The organism is Robiginitalea rubriflava (genome assembly GCF_052540725.1).
Window position 1 is genome coordinate 3,130,797 of the sequence record NZ_CP199309.1, and the last position, 15,566, is coordinate 3,146,362.

At 46.3% G+C, this 15,566-nt stretch carries 14 protein-coding genes; 2 read left to right on the forward strand and 12 right to left on the reverse strand.

Translation table 11 applies throughout. The features are described 5' to 3' along the window. Window positions 1–18: 18 nt before the first annotated feature. From ACT6NU_RS14165 to ACT6NU_RS14210, 10 genes are all read right to left on the reverse strand, one after another. Entirely contained in the window at window positions 19–699 is a 681-nt protein-coding gene (locus ACT6NU_RS14165) for a metal-dependent hydrolase (RefSeq protein ID WP_445382329.1), read from the reverse strand. 20 nt (window positions 700–719) lie between these two features. Further along, window positions 720–2,681 carry a sensor histidine kinase gene (locus ACT6NU_RS14170; protein ID WP_445382330.1) on the reverse strand — a complete coding sequence of 654 codons (1,962 nt, stop codon included), beginning with the start codon at window positions 2,679–2,681 and terminating at the stop codon, window positions 720–722. 572 nt (window positions 2,682–3,253) lie between these two features. Further along, window positions 3,254–4,012, reverse strand: a complete 759-nt coding sequence (locus ACT6NU_RS14175; RefSeq protein ID WP_445382331.1) for a LytR/AlgR family response regulator transcription factor — start codon at window positions 4,010–4,012, stop codon at window positions 3,254–3,256. Window positions 4,013–4,050: 38 nt separating this feature from the next. Continuing rightward, entirely contained in the window at window positions 4,051–4,959 is a 909-nt protein-coding gene (gene menA, locus ACT6NU_RS14180; RefSeq protein ID WP_445382332.1) for a 1,4-dihydroxy-2-naphthoate octaprenyltransferase, read from the reverse strand. 2 nt (window positions 4,960–4,961) lie between these two features. After that, window positions 4,962–5,558 carry an SPOR domain-containing protein gene (locus tag ACT6NU_RS14185; protein ID WP_445382333.1) on the reverse strand — a complete coding sequence of 199 codons (597 nt, stop codon included), beginning with the start codon at window positions 5,556–5,558 and terminating at the stop codon, window positions 4,962–4,964. 130 nt (window positions 5,559–5,688) lie between these two features. Next, a complete protein-coding gene (locus ACT6NU_RS14190) occupies window positions 5,689–6,519 on the reverse strand; it encodes a CvfB family protein (protein ID WP_445382334.1) in 831 nt (276 codons plus the stop codon). Between the two features lie 47 nt (window positions 6,520–6,566). Continuing rightward, complete coding sequence (locus ACT6NU_RS14195) at window positions 6,567–6,908, reverse strand: DUF2853 family protein (protein ID WP_445382335.1); 342 nt, start codon at window positions 6,906–6,908, stop codon at window positions 6,567–6,569. Between the two features lie 29 nt (window positions 6,909–6,937). Further along, complete coding sequence (gene menD / locus ACT6NU_RS14200) at window positions 6,938–8,692, reverse strand: 2-succinyl-5-enolpyruvyl-6-hydroxy-3-cyclohexene-1-carboxylic-acid synthase (protein ID WP_445382336.1); 1,755 nt, start codon at window positions 8,690–8,692, stop codon at window positions 6,938–6,940. Window positions 8,693–8,735: 43 nt separating this feature from the next. After that, on the reverse strand, window positions 8,736–9,812 hold the full coding sequence (locus ACT6NU_RS14205) for a chorismate-binding protein (RefSeq protein WP_445382337.1): 1,077 nt from the start codon (window positions 9,810–9,812) through the stop codon (window positions 8,736–8,738). Then, a complete protein-coding gene (locus ACT6NU_RS14210; protein WP_445382338.1) occupies window positions 9,793–10,215 on the reverse strand; it encodes a PaaI family thioesterase in 423 nt (140 codons plus the stop codon). The genes ACT6NU_RS14205 and ACT6NU_RS14210 overlap by 20 nt, the downstream gene beginning before the upstream one ends. A gap of 70 nt (window positions 10,216–10,285) precedes the next feature. Between ACT6NU_RS14210 and ACT6NU_RS14215 the strand changes: the two genes are divergently transcribed. Next, window positions 10,286–10,921 carry an alpha/beta hydrolase gene (locus ACT6NU_RS14215; protein ID WP_445382339.1) on the forward strand — a complete coding sequence of 212 codons (636 nt, stop codon included), beginning with the start codon at window positions 10,286–10,288 and terminating at the stop codon, window positions 10,919–10,921. A 23-nt stretch (window positions 10,922–10,944) separates the two neighbouring features. Here the strand turns inward: ACT6NU_RS14215 and ACT6NU_RS14220 are convergent, their stop codons facing one another. Both ACT6NU_RS14220 and dnaK read right to left on the reverse strand, forming a co-directional pair. Continuing rightward, a complete protein-coding gene (locus ACT6NU_RS14220; RefSeq protein ID WP_445382340.1) occupies window positions 10,945–11,904 on the reverse strand; it encodes a hypothetical protein in 960 nt (319 codons plus the stop codon). 110 nt (window positions 11,905–12,014) lie between these two features. Further along, entirely contained in the window at window positions 12,015–13,922 is a 1,908-nt protein-coding gene (gene dnaK, locus ACT6NU_RS14225; RefSeq protein ID WP_445382341.1) for a molecular chaperone DnaK, read from the reverse strand. Window positions 13,923–14,141: 219 nt separating this feature from the next. Between dnaK and ACT6NU_RS14230 the strand changes: the two genes are divergently transcribed. Continuing rightward, entirely contained in the window at window positions 14,142–15,566 is a 1,425-nt protein-coding gene (locus ACT6NU_RS14230; RefSeq protein WP_445382342.1) for an L-serine ammonia-lyase, read from the forward strand.

Consider the following 15,566-nt stretch of genomic DNA (forward strand, 5'->3'; position numbering starts at 1 on the left):
AAAACAATTTTATTTACCCTACACTTCCATACTTTCCCCAATCTCAGGCAGGTGAAGCTTTTTCCCGGCCGCTTCAAAGGTGGCTTTTGACTTTTCCTTATCTATCTTAATGTAGCCGAAGGTATCGTAATGTACTCCAAGTATGGTATCGCACTCCACAAATTCCGAGGCCCTAAGCGCATCTGAAACCCCCATGGTAAAGTTATCACCAATGGGCAGGATTGCCAGATTTAGATCTCCATACTCCGGAATGAGCTTCATATCCATATGCAGGGCCGTATCTCCGGCAATATAAATCTGTTTGTCGTCAATACTCAGTAAAAAGCCCCCGGGTTGCCCCCCATAGGTCCCGTCTGCAAATGAAGAGGTGTGAACCGCATTTACATATTTAACCTTGCCAAAAGGAAAATCCCAATTCCCCCCATGGTTCATAGGGTGGCCTTCAAAGCCTTTTTGCTGGTAATAGCTGACTATTTCGTAATTGCTTATAATTGTGGCCCCGCTTGCCTCTGCAAGGGCCGGTACGTCCAGGACATGGTCCTGATGGGCATGGGTGACTAAAATAAAATCGGGCTTTAAGGATTTCAGGTCTACTTTACCTTTGGCCAGTTCGTTACCCGTAATAAAGGGATCTACCACCAAACGGTGCTCTCCGGTTTCAATTAATAAGGCTGCGTGGCCGAGAAAAGTGATTTTCATGGGAAGTGTTTTTCCCAAAGTTATTTAAAATTAAACCAAAAACGAACTCCTTCTGCATTCCGGTCTATATTCAGGGTAGACTGCAGTTGGTTTACAAGGCGCCTCATCAGCCGGATTCCCATAGATTCGTTTTCCCGATCGGAGACGTCATCGGGCATCCCAATGCCATTGTCAGTGTATTCAAAGAACCCACCATCGCCATTTTTGCGAATATGGATATAGATTTTTCCATCGGCATCGTCTTCCGGAAAAGCGTATTTAAAGGAGTTGGAAACCAGTTCATTGAGGATCAGTCCAAAAGGAATGGCCCGGTCAATATCCAGTTCCACCCCTTCAGCATCTATAGTAATGTTGATGTTATGCCCGCCTTTTTTAAATACGGATTGCACACTGTTGATCAGGCTTTCGATGTACCCCTGCATTTCAATCACTGAAAGGTCATCGTTTTGATAGAGTTTCTGGTGTATAAGTGCCATCGCCTTAACCCGGGTCTTCCCTTCCTCCAGGGCCTCAATGGCCGCTTTGCTTCGGGTATTCTTGGTTTGAAGACTGAGAAGGCTGGATACCATCTGCAGGTTGTTTTTCACCCGGTGGTGGATCTCTTTCAGCAGCGAATCTTTCTCCGTAAGGGAATTTTCAATAATATGCTTTTGTTCCGCAATCAGGCGCTGGTTTTTGATACTCTTCAGGTAGGCGTATACCAGACCGGCAAATCCGAGCAGCGTAAATACCAGGGAGATGAAAACCAGGTTGGTCCGCATGTCCTTTGCCTTTAATTCTGCCTTGCGTTCCTCCAGTTGTTTACGCTGGTCATCAATCATCTGCCTGGAATTATCGAGCTCTTCGTTGGCTACGATGGCGAGCATCTGCTGCCTGCGGATTGCAGACTCCTTGTCATTGATTGAATCCTGCAGGCGGACATTCCGTTTCAGGTAAAGGGCCTGGTTGCGATAATCCCCCATAGCATCGTAATACGCGGCCAGCAAACCATTGCGCTCCAAAACCAGCTTGGGTTTGGAAATGTCCCAGGGACCGTCCAGGTATTCCTTGGCTTTTCTGAGATTCCCCAATTCCATATGTGCGAGGGCCAGATAAAGGGTGTTTTCAAAGATCTCGGCCCGATAAATCACCTTATGCTGTTCGTTTAATATTCCAATTCCGTTTTCCAGGAAGGGTAATGCCTCTTCGTATTGAGTAAGCAATACATGGGCCTTTCCGATATTCCCTTCTATAAAGCCGTTCAACAGTTTGGCCTGGCTGATTTCAGATTCGGTCTTAACCGTGGTCATATCGTTGTTGTACACCACAACATAGCCTTGTGCCTGCTTAAAATAAGAGAGTGCAGAAGCCGCAGATTTATCCATCAGAAGGAATTTTCCGACTTCATTATGGTAGGCAGCCTGCTCGTAAAGGTTGGTGTTGTCTATGGTCTTTTTCTTGTCATAGATATAGTCTTCCATCGCCTTGCGATACAGCCCCAGGTTGGCATATATATCGTAAAAGAAGACCTGCTCGGTTAACCCGAGTTCTTTCTTTTTCTTTCGAACCTCGACCTGTTTATCGTAGAGTTGCAGCTGTCCGTAATTCTGATCCATAAGGTCCAGAAGCATCAACAACATATCAGGTTCGTTATCTGTTGTTTTGGTGTATAGCTTGTTTGCAATGGATACACTTTGCTGAAAACTTCCCAAATCGTAGTAAAGCTGTGCCCGCATCAGTTCATAAGCCTTAACAGCTGCGGTGTCTTTATTGCGGGTAGCCTCACTCAGATCGGCATTTACGCGGTCCATCCAGTCGTAAGCCGAATTTTCCTCATAGCGATTTGAGGTTTCAAAAAAGAATTTGAACTTCTCTAAAGCCGAGGGTTGTTCCTCGAAAGCCCGAAGCGGATCTTCCACCTGGAAGGTGTCATCCTGTGCCCAGGTCATAGTGGTGCCACAGCAAAGCAAAGCCAGTAAGAAGTATAAGATCCTGATTTTCATCGATTGTAGCCCTGTTTTCAATCTCCCGGGTAGTTGATGCCCGATTATTTCAATTTTCAAACTTACCTATTTCTAACGCGTTTCACTATTATTTGTTGTAAATCCGGGCCATAGTGTTGTAAGGCATGCAAGTGGCGTTTTGGCAGGTGTTTTTGGAAGACCGGCAGCAATAAAAAAGGCCATGTGAAACCACATAGCCTTTCTATCAAAAAAGTAAGATTTGGGATCTGACTTCTAGTAGAGCCAAAAATAACCTTAAACCTCAAGGTGCAATGCAAATTGTTGTGTAGAGTGGCTAACTTGTTGTGAACACCCCTGATTCTGTTATCTTACCCGGAATGAAGGACTGGAAAGGGCAGTTGAATTTCCCAAAATTAAAAAGAGCCCTACCCTGAAGGATAAGACTCTTTTACGAGAACACTATATGAAAATGAAAAAATTAATTTTTTAAGAACACTTCAAATATATGGCAGCCATAGCCAGGGAACCAACTAATTGTTGTGAACCCAGCCAATAGTGTTGTGAAATGCAAGGATTGGAAAATTTTCCTCTAAATCGGGGGAATTAAACCCCTATGAATTCATTGCGGAAATGATGAATTCCTTAAAGTCCTTCGAAATCGGGATGAGGTTTTTGTTAATGAGGATATCTTTAGAATTAATTGCCTCAATATGGTCTACGTTTACGATATAGGATTTATGGGCCCTGTAGAATTTGTTTCTCGGGAGTTTCTCCAGGTAGTCCTTCAGAGGAGAGCGGACCAGAAATTTCTTGTCTGCCGTGTTCACTTCCAGGTACACGTTGTCTGCCTTGATGAATTGAATATCTTCAAATTGTATCCGGTAATAAAGGTGTTGCTTTTTAACAAAGATGGAATCCTTAAGAACAGAGTTGGAACTCATTCCGTCTGCTACTTCCGCATTATCCGCAGAACTGCTTTGGTTTTTTGTTCCATAAATAAAATTGGACAAGGCAATCTCTATGGAGGTGTATAAGTCCTGTTGTTCAAATGGCTTTACCAGATAGCCATTAGGTTTAACGGTTTTGGCGTTTTCAACGGTAGCCCGGTCTGAGTTGGAGGTGACAAAAATAAAAGGGATATCGTAGTTTTCGCGGATATGTTTCCCAAGGTCTATTCCGGTTTTATCAGAGGCAAGGATGATATCTATCAGCACAAGGTCCACCTCTTTGGTTTTCAGGACTTCTTCGGCCTGTTCGTAGACGATTACATTATCTACAATCTCATAGCCTATCTCCTCCAGCATGGATTGCATGTCATCAGCAATAATCACATTGTCTTCAACAATGAGAATCTTTATCGGTCGTTCCAAAGTAAATAGGGTTTAGTTAAGGTTATTCCTGATCAAATTTACAAAAAATAATTATTCACAAGATATATGATTAAGGCCATCACAAAGGTGCTCAGCGCAACTTTTTTTAATTCCGGGTCAAGTTTATTCGGATTTTGTACGCTGTATATCTTTATCAGGTGCCTCCCTATGATCAGAAATGGGAGCAGGCATCCACTATAGGTGAGCGGCCGATCCTGCAGGAAAACAAATATCAGCATTGCACTGAATGCCAGCAGGCAAAGGGCAAAATGGTAAATCAGGCCTTTTTGGAATCCCCACTGCACAACCAGTGTCCGCTTCCCGGAATTCCGGTCATTTTCGATATCCCTCAGATTATTCAGGTTGAGTACGGCAACACTCAGGGCTCCCACGGCAATTGCCGGTAAAACAGCTTCCCAGTTAATGGTTTTTGTATATAGAAAAAGGGTTCCCAGAACACTGAGTAATCCAAAAAAGAGGAAAACAAAAAGATCTCCAAACCCCCGGTATCCATAAGCATTATCACCAACAGTATAGTTTACGGCAGCCCATATGGCCATAGCGCCCAGGCCGGCAAAAAGCAAGAAATACGAAAACAGCTCTCCCTCAAAGGCCCTTAGCAGCGTAAGCAGGGTTAGCAAGCCGCCTATGCCCGCCATGATCACAATGCCTCTTTTGAGTTTTGAACGACTCAGTGCGCCGCTTTGCAAAACGCGTTTGGGTCCGATCCGAAGATCGTTATCGGTGCCTTTTACTCCGTCCCCGTAGTCATTGGCAAAATTTGAAATAATCTGGTAGGCAAGAGTGGTAAGCAGGGTTAATACAAATAATAGGGTGTCTGCATACCCATAACCATTGGCAATTCCGGTACCTGCCAGCACGCCGGCCACTGAAAGAGGTAAGGTCCTTAATCGGGCTGCCCTGAGCCACGTCCTAAGTGATTGCAAGCTTACTGCGGTTGTTCGATTTGAATTCTTTTACCATCCTGATAAGAAGCAACAAAGGCATCTTTAAAGCCCATGGAAACCAATTCTTTCCGAAAATTCTGGGCCGCTTCCAAAGTTTCAAAATTCCCCAGCGAATAGGCGTAAAAGGGATTTGTCTTTACAAACATGGTATTGGTAAGTGTTTCCGGTGCCAGATTGATATTGTTTTCAACAAATGCCTTGATCTGAACCGAGTAAATTTTTTCTTTTTCAAGAAAGCTTTTAGCCAGGTAGAATTCCTTTACCAGGCTGAGTTCCTGGTTTTGCTGCTGCAGATTGCGCAGGCGATCCCTGAAGGCATCCAGGCTGTCAATGGAAACCAGTGCCATATCCTCATTTTTCTGTTTACTGGAGGCAAGGCCTGCTGAGAATGAGGTAATTGCCAGGGTGCCAATCAGAAACAATACGGTTACTCCTGCAAAAATATTCCGCTGGATCTTGGATCTGCGCAGTTCCTTGTTCTTGAATTTGATCTGATCCAACAAGCGCTCATTAATGATCTGAGCCTTGTCGATATCCTTATGCAGTTCCAGTAAATCGCTTTCTTCTATAAAAGGCATGTGCAGCTTATTTTAGTTCCAGATGGAGTAAATGTAATTAAATTGCTCATATCCAACAAACTAATTCTGTCAGTATACAGCACCTATTTAAAGGATCACAGGCGAAGTCTAAAAAGCCCTCCTTAAGTAATTAGAGCAGTTTTATAAAATTGTCTCCCAATTCAATCTTGCGCTCCCTGTACAGTGCTCCCACCCCTTTTTTAAACATCTTCTTACTCATGCCCAGTTGTGACTTTATTGCCTCAGGGCTGGCCTTGTCATGCAGAGGGAGTGTCCCTCCTGCCGCCTGCAGGGCTTCGTAAATCGTATTGGCTGCCGGTTCCAGGCTTCTGTATCCCTGCGGCCGCAATACCACATCAATTTTTCCATCCGCACGGATATGTTTTATATACCCTGGAAGGCTGTCCCCCACCTTCAGGGCTTGGAAAACCTGGTTCTTGAATACCAGCCCCAATTGTGTGTTATTGATGACTACCTCAAAACCCAGTTCCGTTTCCCGATATACCAGCAAGGCGACTTCCTCCCCCATTTCCAATCCTTCCCCCGAAGCCTTGAGAAAGCGATCCAGGCGGGAAGAGGCGGTTAGCCGAAAAGATTTAGGGTCCAGGTAACAATACACCACATAGCGTTTTCCCTTCACCATGGGTTCCAGCTGTTCGCGAAAGGGAACAAAAAGGTGCTTTTCCAGGCCCCAGTCCAGAAAGGCCCCGAATTCGTTTAAATCCACTACTTCCAGGAAAGCAGCAGTATTCCGGGTAATATAGGGCTTCAGGGTTGTGGCCACAGGTCGCTCCTCGTGGTCCAGGTAGCAAAATACCTCTATGCTGTCGCCTATATTGAAAGTTTCGGGAATGTACTTGTTTGGCAGCAAAAGGTCATCTACCTCTTCATCCCCCAGGAATAAGCCCACACGGGTGCTTCTTAAAATGGTCAGGGTATTGTAGTTCCCAAGTTCAATCATATCTCAGAAAGTATCTAGCTTCAGGCTACCGGGATAATTCCCGGTTTTTATTGATATACTGCTTCTTTATTAAATCTGCGGGCCAGCATGTAATAAATCACTGCCCTGTGCTTATTCCGTACCGATGCCCCGTACTGCTCCATTACTTCATTTATGGCCTGCATCAATTCCGGGCTGTCTTCCAAACCGAGTTTTGCAATCAGAAAATTGTGCTTAACCCGTTCCAGCTCCGTTTGATCAGAACCAGAAACTTTGGATGCGTCATTCTTGTATATTGATGGTCCCAGACCAATGGTGACTTTTTTCAGAAACGCCAGGTCCGGCTCCTGTCCGAATTTGGAGCGAATATGCTCGGCGTATTGTTCAATCAGTAGTTCTCGCTTGTTCATTTCGGCTTTTTGTAGATAGCTCCCCAAAGTTAAGACAAGTAATCAAAGTAGCCGAGCAATACTTTATCATTGAGCTTGCGGGGGGTCCTGATTTCGAGTAAGGCAGGCCTGCCTTTCGGTTTAAAGAATGATTTCAGGGCTTTTTCGAGGCTCTCGGTAGAATCTGCCATTTCATAGTGCAAACCATACATTTCGCAAAGGGGTTGCAGCGGGCTGTGCTGTACCGTTTCAAAAAAAGTTTCAAATTCCTCAGAATCTTCTTTCCCAGGCAGGATCCGAAAGATCCCGCCCCCTTCATTGTTCAAAACCAGGATTCTGAAGTCATCCCTGAGATACTGGTTCCATAATCCATTGACGTCATACCGGAAACTGAGATCGCCACTGATCAATACGGTGGGGAATTCGTTCTTCAGGGCTGCACCCACCGCTGTGGAAGTGCTGCCCTCAATCCCACTGGTACCGCGATTACAATATACCGGATTTGAGGGGTCGGAGTCAAACAGCTGGGCATAGCGTACGGTAGAACTATTCGCCAGCTGTATCTGCCAGTTTGCAGGTATCCCCCGGCTGATGAGTTCAAAGGCTTTCATATCCGTAAATGGGATTTTGCCGAGGTACTGCTTGCGTTTTTCCCTGTAATCGGAACGAAACCCTTCCCAATAAGATTGGTAATCGCTGGCCACCGCTTTTGTTTCGGGCAGGAAAGCCTCCATAAAACGGGTTGGGCTGTATGCCAGTTTCTTTTTGAGGCAGTAAAAAGTATCCGGGGCACCAAGCGGGCTCAAATGCCAGTGCTCAGAGGGGGCGTACTGGCGCAGGAACTGCTTGATTTTCTTTGAGACGATCATCCCCCCCATGGTCAGCAATAGCTCAGGTTGCAGTTTTTTGAATTGCTCCTCCTTATCGTGGCGAAGTTCCAAAGGGCCCATAATACTGTCGATACTTGGAAAGAAATCCGGATGTTGCAGATTGGAGGTGGTTTCGGTAAAAACCAGGACAGAGGGGTCTGCTGCAAGAGCCTGCAATTGCGATCCCGAAAGCAAGCCCGGCCTGCTCTCCCCTATCAGAATCATTTTCCTGGATGCCTTATTCCAGGCCCGGGCCAGCTCCTCCAGCTGCTGAATTTGAGAAGCTTCTTTTCGAACGGGCTGATATTCCGGGCTTACTGATGGTTTAGCGGTACTATCGTACAGCGGTTCTTCAAAGGGCAGATTTAAATGTACCGGCAGGCGTTCTGCAAATGCGGTATGCAATGCCTTTTGAATGCTTTTTTCATTGTTCCTTTGTAGCTGTTGCTGTTGTTTTTCCAGCTCGGCCGGGTTTGAAGGAGGGCTGCTGTTTTCCCATTGTATTTTGGCTGTGGCATGAGTGAGGTCCTGAAGCAAACTTTCCTGAAAGCCTATATGGTTCGCAAAAACGCCGGCCTGCCGAATGGTTTGCCCGTCACCTATGTCAATTTTATAGAGAGGCCGGTCTGCGGATAGGACCACCAATGGAATCCTGCTGTAATACGCCTCGGCAATGGCGGGGTAATAATTGAGCAGTGCACTGCCTGAGGTACAAACCAGCGCAGCCGGAACGCCAGACTGCTGGCTCATTCCCAGCGCGAAGAAAGCCGCACTTCGTTCGTCTACAATGCTCAGGCATTCAAAAAACGGATCAGCAGTAAAACCCTTTATAAGCGGGGCATTGCGTGAACCGGGCGAGATTATAATTTTGTTTATCCCGGCGGATTTGCACATCAAAACCACTGTCTGGGCTAGCGGTATACTGGAGTATTTCATAAGCGCTGCAAAGGTACAAAGCAGCTGTGGCTTACCCCAATTTTCATCCTGAATTCTTTAGTATTGCGAGCATGGTCCGGCTCTTTGCCCGGGTCTCCTCATACTCGTCTTCAGGACGGGATTCTTCCGTTATTCCGCCCCCCACATAAATATGTGCCTTCCCATCGCGGATCTGCATACACCTCAGGTTCACATAACATTGAAAAGCCTCACTTTTTTCCAGGCCCATTTCGCCTAAATACCCGGTGTAATATTGCCTGTCAAACCCCTCGTGTTTCTCAATAAATCTAAGGGCCTCCTCTTTTGGGATTCCGCAGACGGCAGGGGTCGGGTGAAGGACAGATAACAATTCAAAAGCATATGCCTCAGATAATTCTGCCTTAATGGGTGTATATAGGTGCCATAAGTTTCCGGCCCGGAAATCAGTGGTTTTCCCTATAACGGGGGTTCCTCCACTTTGCCGGACACGGTTTGCGATGTAATCTGTCACAATTTGCTGTTCCCGCTTCTCTTTGGCAGTCCAAACCGGCTCAGCACCACCTTTAGCAGCGTATGTGCCTGCAAGAGCAGAGGTTTTGATCTCTCCATTTGCATACCCGAGCAGCAACTCCGGGCTTGCCCCCATCCAGGTGCCTGACAGGGGGTGATACCAGAGGTAACAAAAAGCCTGTGAATATTTTGACAGCAGCATTTCATAGCTGTCTGTCAGGTCTGCCTCCATGGGAACCGTAAGCATCCTGCCCAGCACTACTTTCTCCAGGTTCCCGGCGCGAAGGCTGGCCAGAGCTGTTTGCAGCATCTCCACATGCCTTTGCCGTCCGCCGTTCTGCGGTTCTGCATCCGGTAAGTAATCGTAGGTGGTATTGTCAGGGGAATCCGATACGTAATAACGGTCTGCACGGATAAACACGGCCGGGCTGTCAGAAACAGGGAAGGGTACAAAGACAAATCCTCCCGAGCGGTTCTCCGGAAAACCCAATAATTCCGGGCTGGTCTGCATCAGCGCATGGACTGTATTTTCCCCGGGTTTCCGATAGAGAACTAAAGGCAATTCCGCACTTAACTGAGCGGCAACCAATTTTCGCAGCTCGGTGTATTCTTTAGGTTTTGGGAAGGGCAATGGTAGTTAATTTACATAGTGAAATGAGTTGATCCTCTGCATTGGTCACGCGAATTTCCCAGAGTTGTGTAGTACGGCCTTTATGAATGATTAGGGCCTTTGCAAACACATATCCTTCACTAATGCTTTTTACGTGGTTAGCAGCTATTTCAATTCCGCGTACAAAGAATTTCTGGCCATCGAGAAAAATATAAGAGGCTGCGCTGGCCACGCTTTCTGCCAGGGCTACTGTAGCCCCGCCATGGAGCACGCCATCGGGCTGGTGTACTTTAGGAGTGACCGGCATACGCGCAGTAAGGAAATTTTCACCAACATCCGTGAACTCTATGTCCAGGGTTTGCATCAGGGTATTTTCGCAGGCCTTGTTGCAAACCTCCAGTATTTTTTCTTTGTATTGCTCCATGCATTTAAGATTTTTGCAAAGGTAATCAAACAATAGCGTTTCTGCTGCGGAGACCTAAGCGCCCTGTCCTATGGAAAAGCAACTGACTTATAAAACAACAAATAGCTATTCAGTCCTCAACGAGCGTACAGACCAAACGCTGCGCACCTGGGTGGTTTTCCATGGAATCGGATATCTCTCGCGATATTTTTTAAAATATTTCAGGGACCTCCCCCCGGCCGAAAACTTCATTCTGGCTCCCCAGGCCCCTTCCCTGTATTACCTGAATGATTCCTATAAACACGTTGGGGCTTGCTGGCTTACGCGGGAACAGACGCAATTGCAAATGCAAAACCTGCTCCATTACCTGGACCAGCTCTGGGAGCAGGAAGGGCTTGCGCAAACCCCTGAACTCATTTTAATGGGGTATTCACAAGGGGTCTCAATTTTAAGCCGATGGATGGTTTCCCGTAAAATTCGCTGCAGCCAGTTGATATTATGGGCCGGCAGGGTTCCGGAAGAATTAAACCCGGATGCATTTAGTTACCTTCCTGAAGGGGTAAAAGTACAGTATGTTTATGGTGAAAATGATCCGTATATAGCTGGCCTCGACACAGAAAAACTAAAAAAGCATCTGCACCTTTTATTCGGAGAGCGCCTGCAAATTAAAAACTTTAGCGGGGGCCATGAAATAAGCAGGGAAATGTTGGCCGAACTGATCTCCTGATAATGCCTCAGGGCTGCCTTTTCTTAATTCTTTGGCGGTTCAGGTTCAGGTTCCTCTTTTTGGAAATATTCTATTTTACGCCTTTCCACGCTATTTTCAGGCTGGATAATCTTTCGGATCCAGTTCGGAGTTTCCTGCCCATCCATCTGGTAAATAAATTTCCGAACTTCTGCTTCCCGCTTCTCTGGTTTGGAACCTTCCTCTGAAGCGAAGGTAGTTGTTTCCGTTTCAGTAAGACCTTCCGTATTGTAACTAATGGATAGGGTTTTAAGGGGTTTGAAGGCATTTTTAAGGGAATCGAATTCAAAATATACCCGACTGAGCAGACGTCCCCCTGAATCCAGACGGCTTTCCTGGGCCTTTACGGGTTGTCCGGCATCGTATTCCTTTTGTAATTCTATTTTCTCGCTTTTGCCGTTTTTGGGTTTGACCGATACCCTTATTGATTTTTGCAGCTGCCCGTTTTGAAAATAACTGGTGGTCTCCTCGTCTTTATATATTTCATAGGTAAGCGTGGTCTCATCAGTGCCTTCCTCCCGACTGCGAACAATCCGCTGTAGTTTGCCGGCTGCACCAAAAAAATAATCGATACGTTCCTGAAAGGCCTTGTCATACGAAATGATTTTTTCTGTCAGCCTTTTATTTTCAGAAGTATCCCGCTCGTAAATATGGGCTATGGATGTCTGGTCTTCAAATTCGCCATTGCGATATACCTCATCGCGGCGCTCCTTTAAAAATCCGTCCTGAAAGCGATAATAGGTTATATCGTAATCCCCCTCATTGTAACGGGTCAGCGATTTTTGCAGACGACCTTTCTTGTCGAATTCAAAAGTCTCCTCCCCATAGGCGGTTTGCACAACACATTTTTTTACAGGCCCCCTGAGTTCAAAATCCGAAAGTGTGAATGATTCCGGTAATTGTGCCTTTAAAGGGCTATAGGGAAGCAAGCAAACCAATAAAAGGAACACGTACTTATGTTTCATATTGTAAAATTAAACGATCTGCCCTTAGGTCGGAAACAAAAGGTGTACCAAAATAAAAAGGGGTGGAATTATTCCACCCCTTTTTGCTTAACCGAAACGTAACGGTTTACTTATTTAACTTCCTCGAAATCTACATCTTCAACATTGTCGCCTTCTTTGGGCTCTCCTGAAGAGGCAGTATCCTGGCCATTCTGCGGACCGCCCTGCTGGGCTTCTGCCTGTGCCTTGTACATCTCTTCTGAAGCCACTTTCCAGGCTTCATTGATCTTATCAAGGGCCGGCTGTATAACAGCAAGGTCTTTTCCTTCATAGGCCTTTTTAAGTTCTTCAAGGGCATCCTCAATAGGCTTCTTTTTGTCTTCGGACAATTTATCTCCGAATTCACTGAGTTGTTTCTCAGTCTGAAAGATCATGCTGTCTGCCTCATTGAGCTTGTCTGCCTGTTCTTTGGCCTGTTTGTCTGCCTCTGCATTTGCTTCGGCCTCTGCTTTCATCCGCTTGATTTCTTCTTCAGTAAGCCCTGAAGAAGCTTCTATACGGATATCCTGTGATTTTCCAGTGGCTTTGTCCGTTGCAGAAACTTTAATGATACCGTTTGCATCTATATCAAAGGTTACCTCAATCTGAGGCGTTCCTCTTGGGGCAGGTGGGATTCCATCCAGGTGGAACCTTCCAATGGTCTTGTTATCTGCCGCCATCGGCCTTTCTCCCTGAAGCACATGGATTTCAACGGATGGCTGGTTGTCCGCAGCCGTTGAAAATATCTGTGATTTCTTGGTAGGGATAGTAGTGTTGGAATCTATCAACTTGGTCATCACTCCTCCCATGGTTTCTATACCGAGGGACAGGGGAGTTACATCCAGCAAGAGAACATCTTTTACATCTCCGGTTAGTACCCCTCCCTGAATGGCTGCACCAATAGCTACCACTTCATCCGGGTTCACTCCTTTTGAGGGTTTTTTACCAAAGAATTTCTCCACAGCCTCCTGTACAGCAGGAATCCGGGTAGAACCACCTACCAGTATGATTTCGTCTATATCGCTTTTTGAAAGCCCGGCCGCCTTTAGCGCTGCAGAACAAGGTTCAATGGTACGCTTAACCAGATCCTCAATCAGTTGTTCGAATTTGGATCGCGACAGGCTGCGCACCAGGTGCTTGGGTCCTGAAGCTGTTGCCGTAACATAGGGGAGGTTGATCTCCGTGGTGGAAGATGAAGAAAGCTCAATTTTGGCTTTTTCAGCAGCTTCCCGCAGGCGTTGCAGCGCCATGGCATCTTTCCTGAGGTCTATCCCCTCATCCTTATTGAATTCTGCTGCAAGCCAGTCAATGATTTTCTGGTCTACATCATCTCCTCCAAGGTGTGTATCTCCATCGGTTGAAAGTACTTCAAAGACCCCGTCACCCAATTCAAGAATAGAGACGTCATGAGTACCACCACCAAAGTCAAAAACCACAATCTTCTGATCTGTGCTTTTCTTGTCCAAACCGTATGCCAGAGAGGCAGCAGTTGGTTCGTTGATGATACGCTCTACCTTGAGGCCGGCAATTTCACCTGCTTCCTTGGTAGCCTGACGCTGGGAGTCGTTAAAGTAAGCAGGAACCGTAATTACAGCACTGCTAACGGTTTGTCCCAGGTAATCCTCAGCTGTTTTCTTCATTTTCTGAAGGATCATGGCCGATAATTCCTGTGGAGTATACAAACGCCCGTCAATATCTACCCTCGGGGTATCGTTATCTCCCTTTACAACCTTATAAGGAACACGTTCTGCCTCAGTTTTGGATTCAGAATATTTATTCCCCATAAATCGCTTAATGGAGTAAATGGTCTTATTCGGGTTGGTAACCGCCTGTCGTTTGGCAGGGTCTCCTACCTTAATCTCACCCCCTTCAACAAAGGCGATAACAGAAGGAGTAGTTCGTTTCCCTTCGGCATTAGGAATAACCACTGGCTCGTTTCCTTCCATAACGGAAACGCAGGAGTTCGTGGTTCCTAAGTCTATTCCAATTATTTTACTCATTATGTTTGAATTATTGTTAGTGTTCGATTTCAATCGGTTACCTAATGTCAAACAATATGCCATTGCCTGAAACCTGACATAGTGTCATTAATTTTTCATTAAAAGTGTTTGGCGGTAAGGGAAAAGGAATGGATTTATACCTGTATATTTTAAATTTGATAGTGGGAATCCCTGGCTGGAATTGTACCTTAGCCCTAATTAAATTTCCGTTTGCGAACTATGGAATGTATCAGTGTTTTCGACATGCTTAAAATTGGAGTGGGTCCCTCCAGTTCCCACACCCTGGGTCCCTGGCGGGCCGCCGAAAAGTTTGTAGCACTCCTGGAGCGCAGCGGGAGACTGGAATCCGTAAAACAACTAAAAGTGAAGGTCTACGGATCACTCTCCCTGACAGGAAAAGGGCACGCCACCGATCTGGCCATATTGATGGGGCTGAGCGGGGCAGACCCCGAAACCATCCCTGTAGAAAACGTTCCGCAGACCATCCGTAAGATTCAGGAACAGAAAAAATTACTCTTAGGAGGCCGTATAAGCATCCCCTTTGACCCGGCGGAAGATTTACTTTTCAGAAGGAAGTTCCTTTCCTTCCATGCCAACGGGCTTACTTTTGAAGCGCAATTTACAGATGATAAAGACCTCAGTGAAACCTTTTATTCCATTGGGGGAGGTTTTGTGGTACAGAAAGAAAGGGTCAATTCCAAAAAGAAAACCAGGGCCTTTAACGCTTTTCCATACCCGGCCCATAGCGGGAAAGAATTGCTGCACTACTGCCAGCAGGAAGGCAAACCCATCTCCAGTATCGTTCTGGATAACGAGTTGTCACTCAGGAGTTCTGAAGAGATCGATGCGGGGATACAACGTATTTGGGATACCATGCTGGAAAGCATCTATATAGGGTGTCATACGCGCGGAACCCTGCCCGGAGGCTTGCAGGTGAAAAGGAGGGCGCCCGACATGTACGAAAACCTCAAAGGGGAACTGCCTTACAACGGACAGGAAGACTGGCTGAAATCCATTCGTCAGACAGAGGTGAAGTTCCGGCAAATCCTGAAATGGGTGAGTTGTTTTGCCCTGAGTGTAAACGAGGTTAACGCTTCCCTGGGCCGTATCGTTACGGCTCCCACCAATGGCAGCGCAGGAGTTATCCCGGCAGTGCTTATGTATTACCTGGTCATTGAGAACCACGAGGCTCGTTTCGATGAAATCCGCAGGTTTTTGTTGGTGGCTTCTGAGATCGGAAGCCTGTTTAAGAAAGGGGCTACTATATCTGCCGCCATGGGAGGGTGCCAGGCAGAAATAGGCGTATCTTCTGCTATGGCTGCCGGTGCCCTCACGGAATTGATGGGGGGAAGTCCGGAACAGGTGCTCATGGCTGCCGAAATAGCAATGGAGCATCATTTGGGGCTTACCTGTGATCCTATTGGTGGCCTGGTGCAGGTACCCTGTATTGAAAGGAACTCCATGGGTGCTATAAAGGCCATCAATGCTGCCGAGCTCGCAATGGATTCGGATGCGGGCAGTGCCAAAGTGCCTTTTGACAAGGTAGTACAAACCATGTGGGAAACGGCCAAAGACATGAACTCCAAGTATAAGGAAACCTCAGAAGGAGGCCTGGCAGTTGGGGTAAACCTCAGCGATTGTTAA

Bases quoted from the DNA above. Each gene is read 5' to 3' on its own strand.
- ACT6NU_RS14170 (WP_445382330.1), bottom strand. From the start codon at position 2,681: ATGAAAATCAGGATCTTATACTTCTTACTGGCTTTGCTTTGCTGTGGC.
- ACT6NU_RS14230 (WP_445382342.1), top strand. From the start codon at position 14,142: ATGGAATGTATCAGTGTTTTCGACATGCTTAAAATTGGAGTGGGTCCC.
- ACT6NU_RS14165 (WP_445382329.1), bottom strand. From the start codon at position 699: ATGAAAATCACTTTTCTCGGCCACGCAGCCTTATTAATTGAAACCGGA.
- dnaK (WP_445382341.1), bottom strand. From the start codon at position 13,922: ATGAGTAAAATAATTGGAATAGACTTAGGAACCACGAACTCCTGCGTT.
- ACT6NU_RS14215 (WP_445382339.1), top strand. From the start codon at position 10,286: ATGGAAAAGCAACTGACTTATAAAACAACAAATAGCTATTCAGTCCTC.
- ACT6NU_RS14220 (WP_445382340.1), bottom strand. From the start codon at position 11,904: ATGAAACATAAGTACGTGTTCCTTTTATTGGTTTGCTTGCTTCCCTAT.
- menD (WP_445382336.1), bottom strand. From the start codon at position 8,692: ATGAAATACTCCAGTATACCGCTAGCCCAGACAGTGGTTTTGATGTGC.
- ACT6NU_RS14190 (WP_445382334.1), bottom strand. From the start codon at position 6,519: ATGATTGAACTTGGGAACTACAATACCCTGACCATTTTAAGAAGCACC.
- ACT6NU_RS14195 (WP_445382335.1), bottom strand. From the start codon at position 6,908: ATGAACAAGCGAGAACTACTGATTGAACAATACGCCGAGCATATTCGC.
- ACT6NU_RS14210 (WP_445382338.1), bottom strand. From the start codon at position 10,215: ATGGAGCAATACAAAGAAAAAATACTGGAGGTTTGCAACAAGGCCTGC.
- ACT6NU_RS14185 (WP_445382333.1), bottom strand. From the start codon at position 5,558: ATGCCTTTTATAGAAGAAAGCGATTTACTGGAACTGCATAAGGATATC.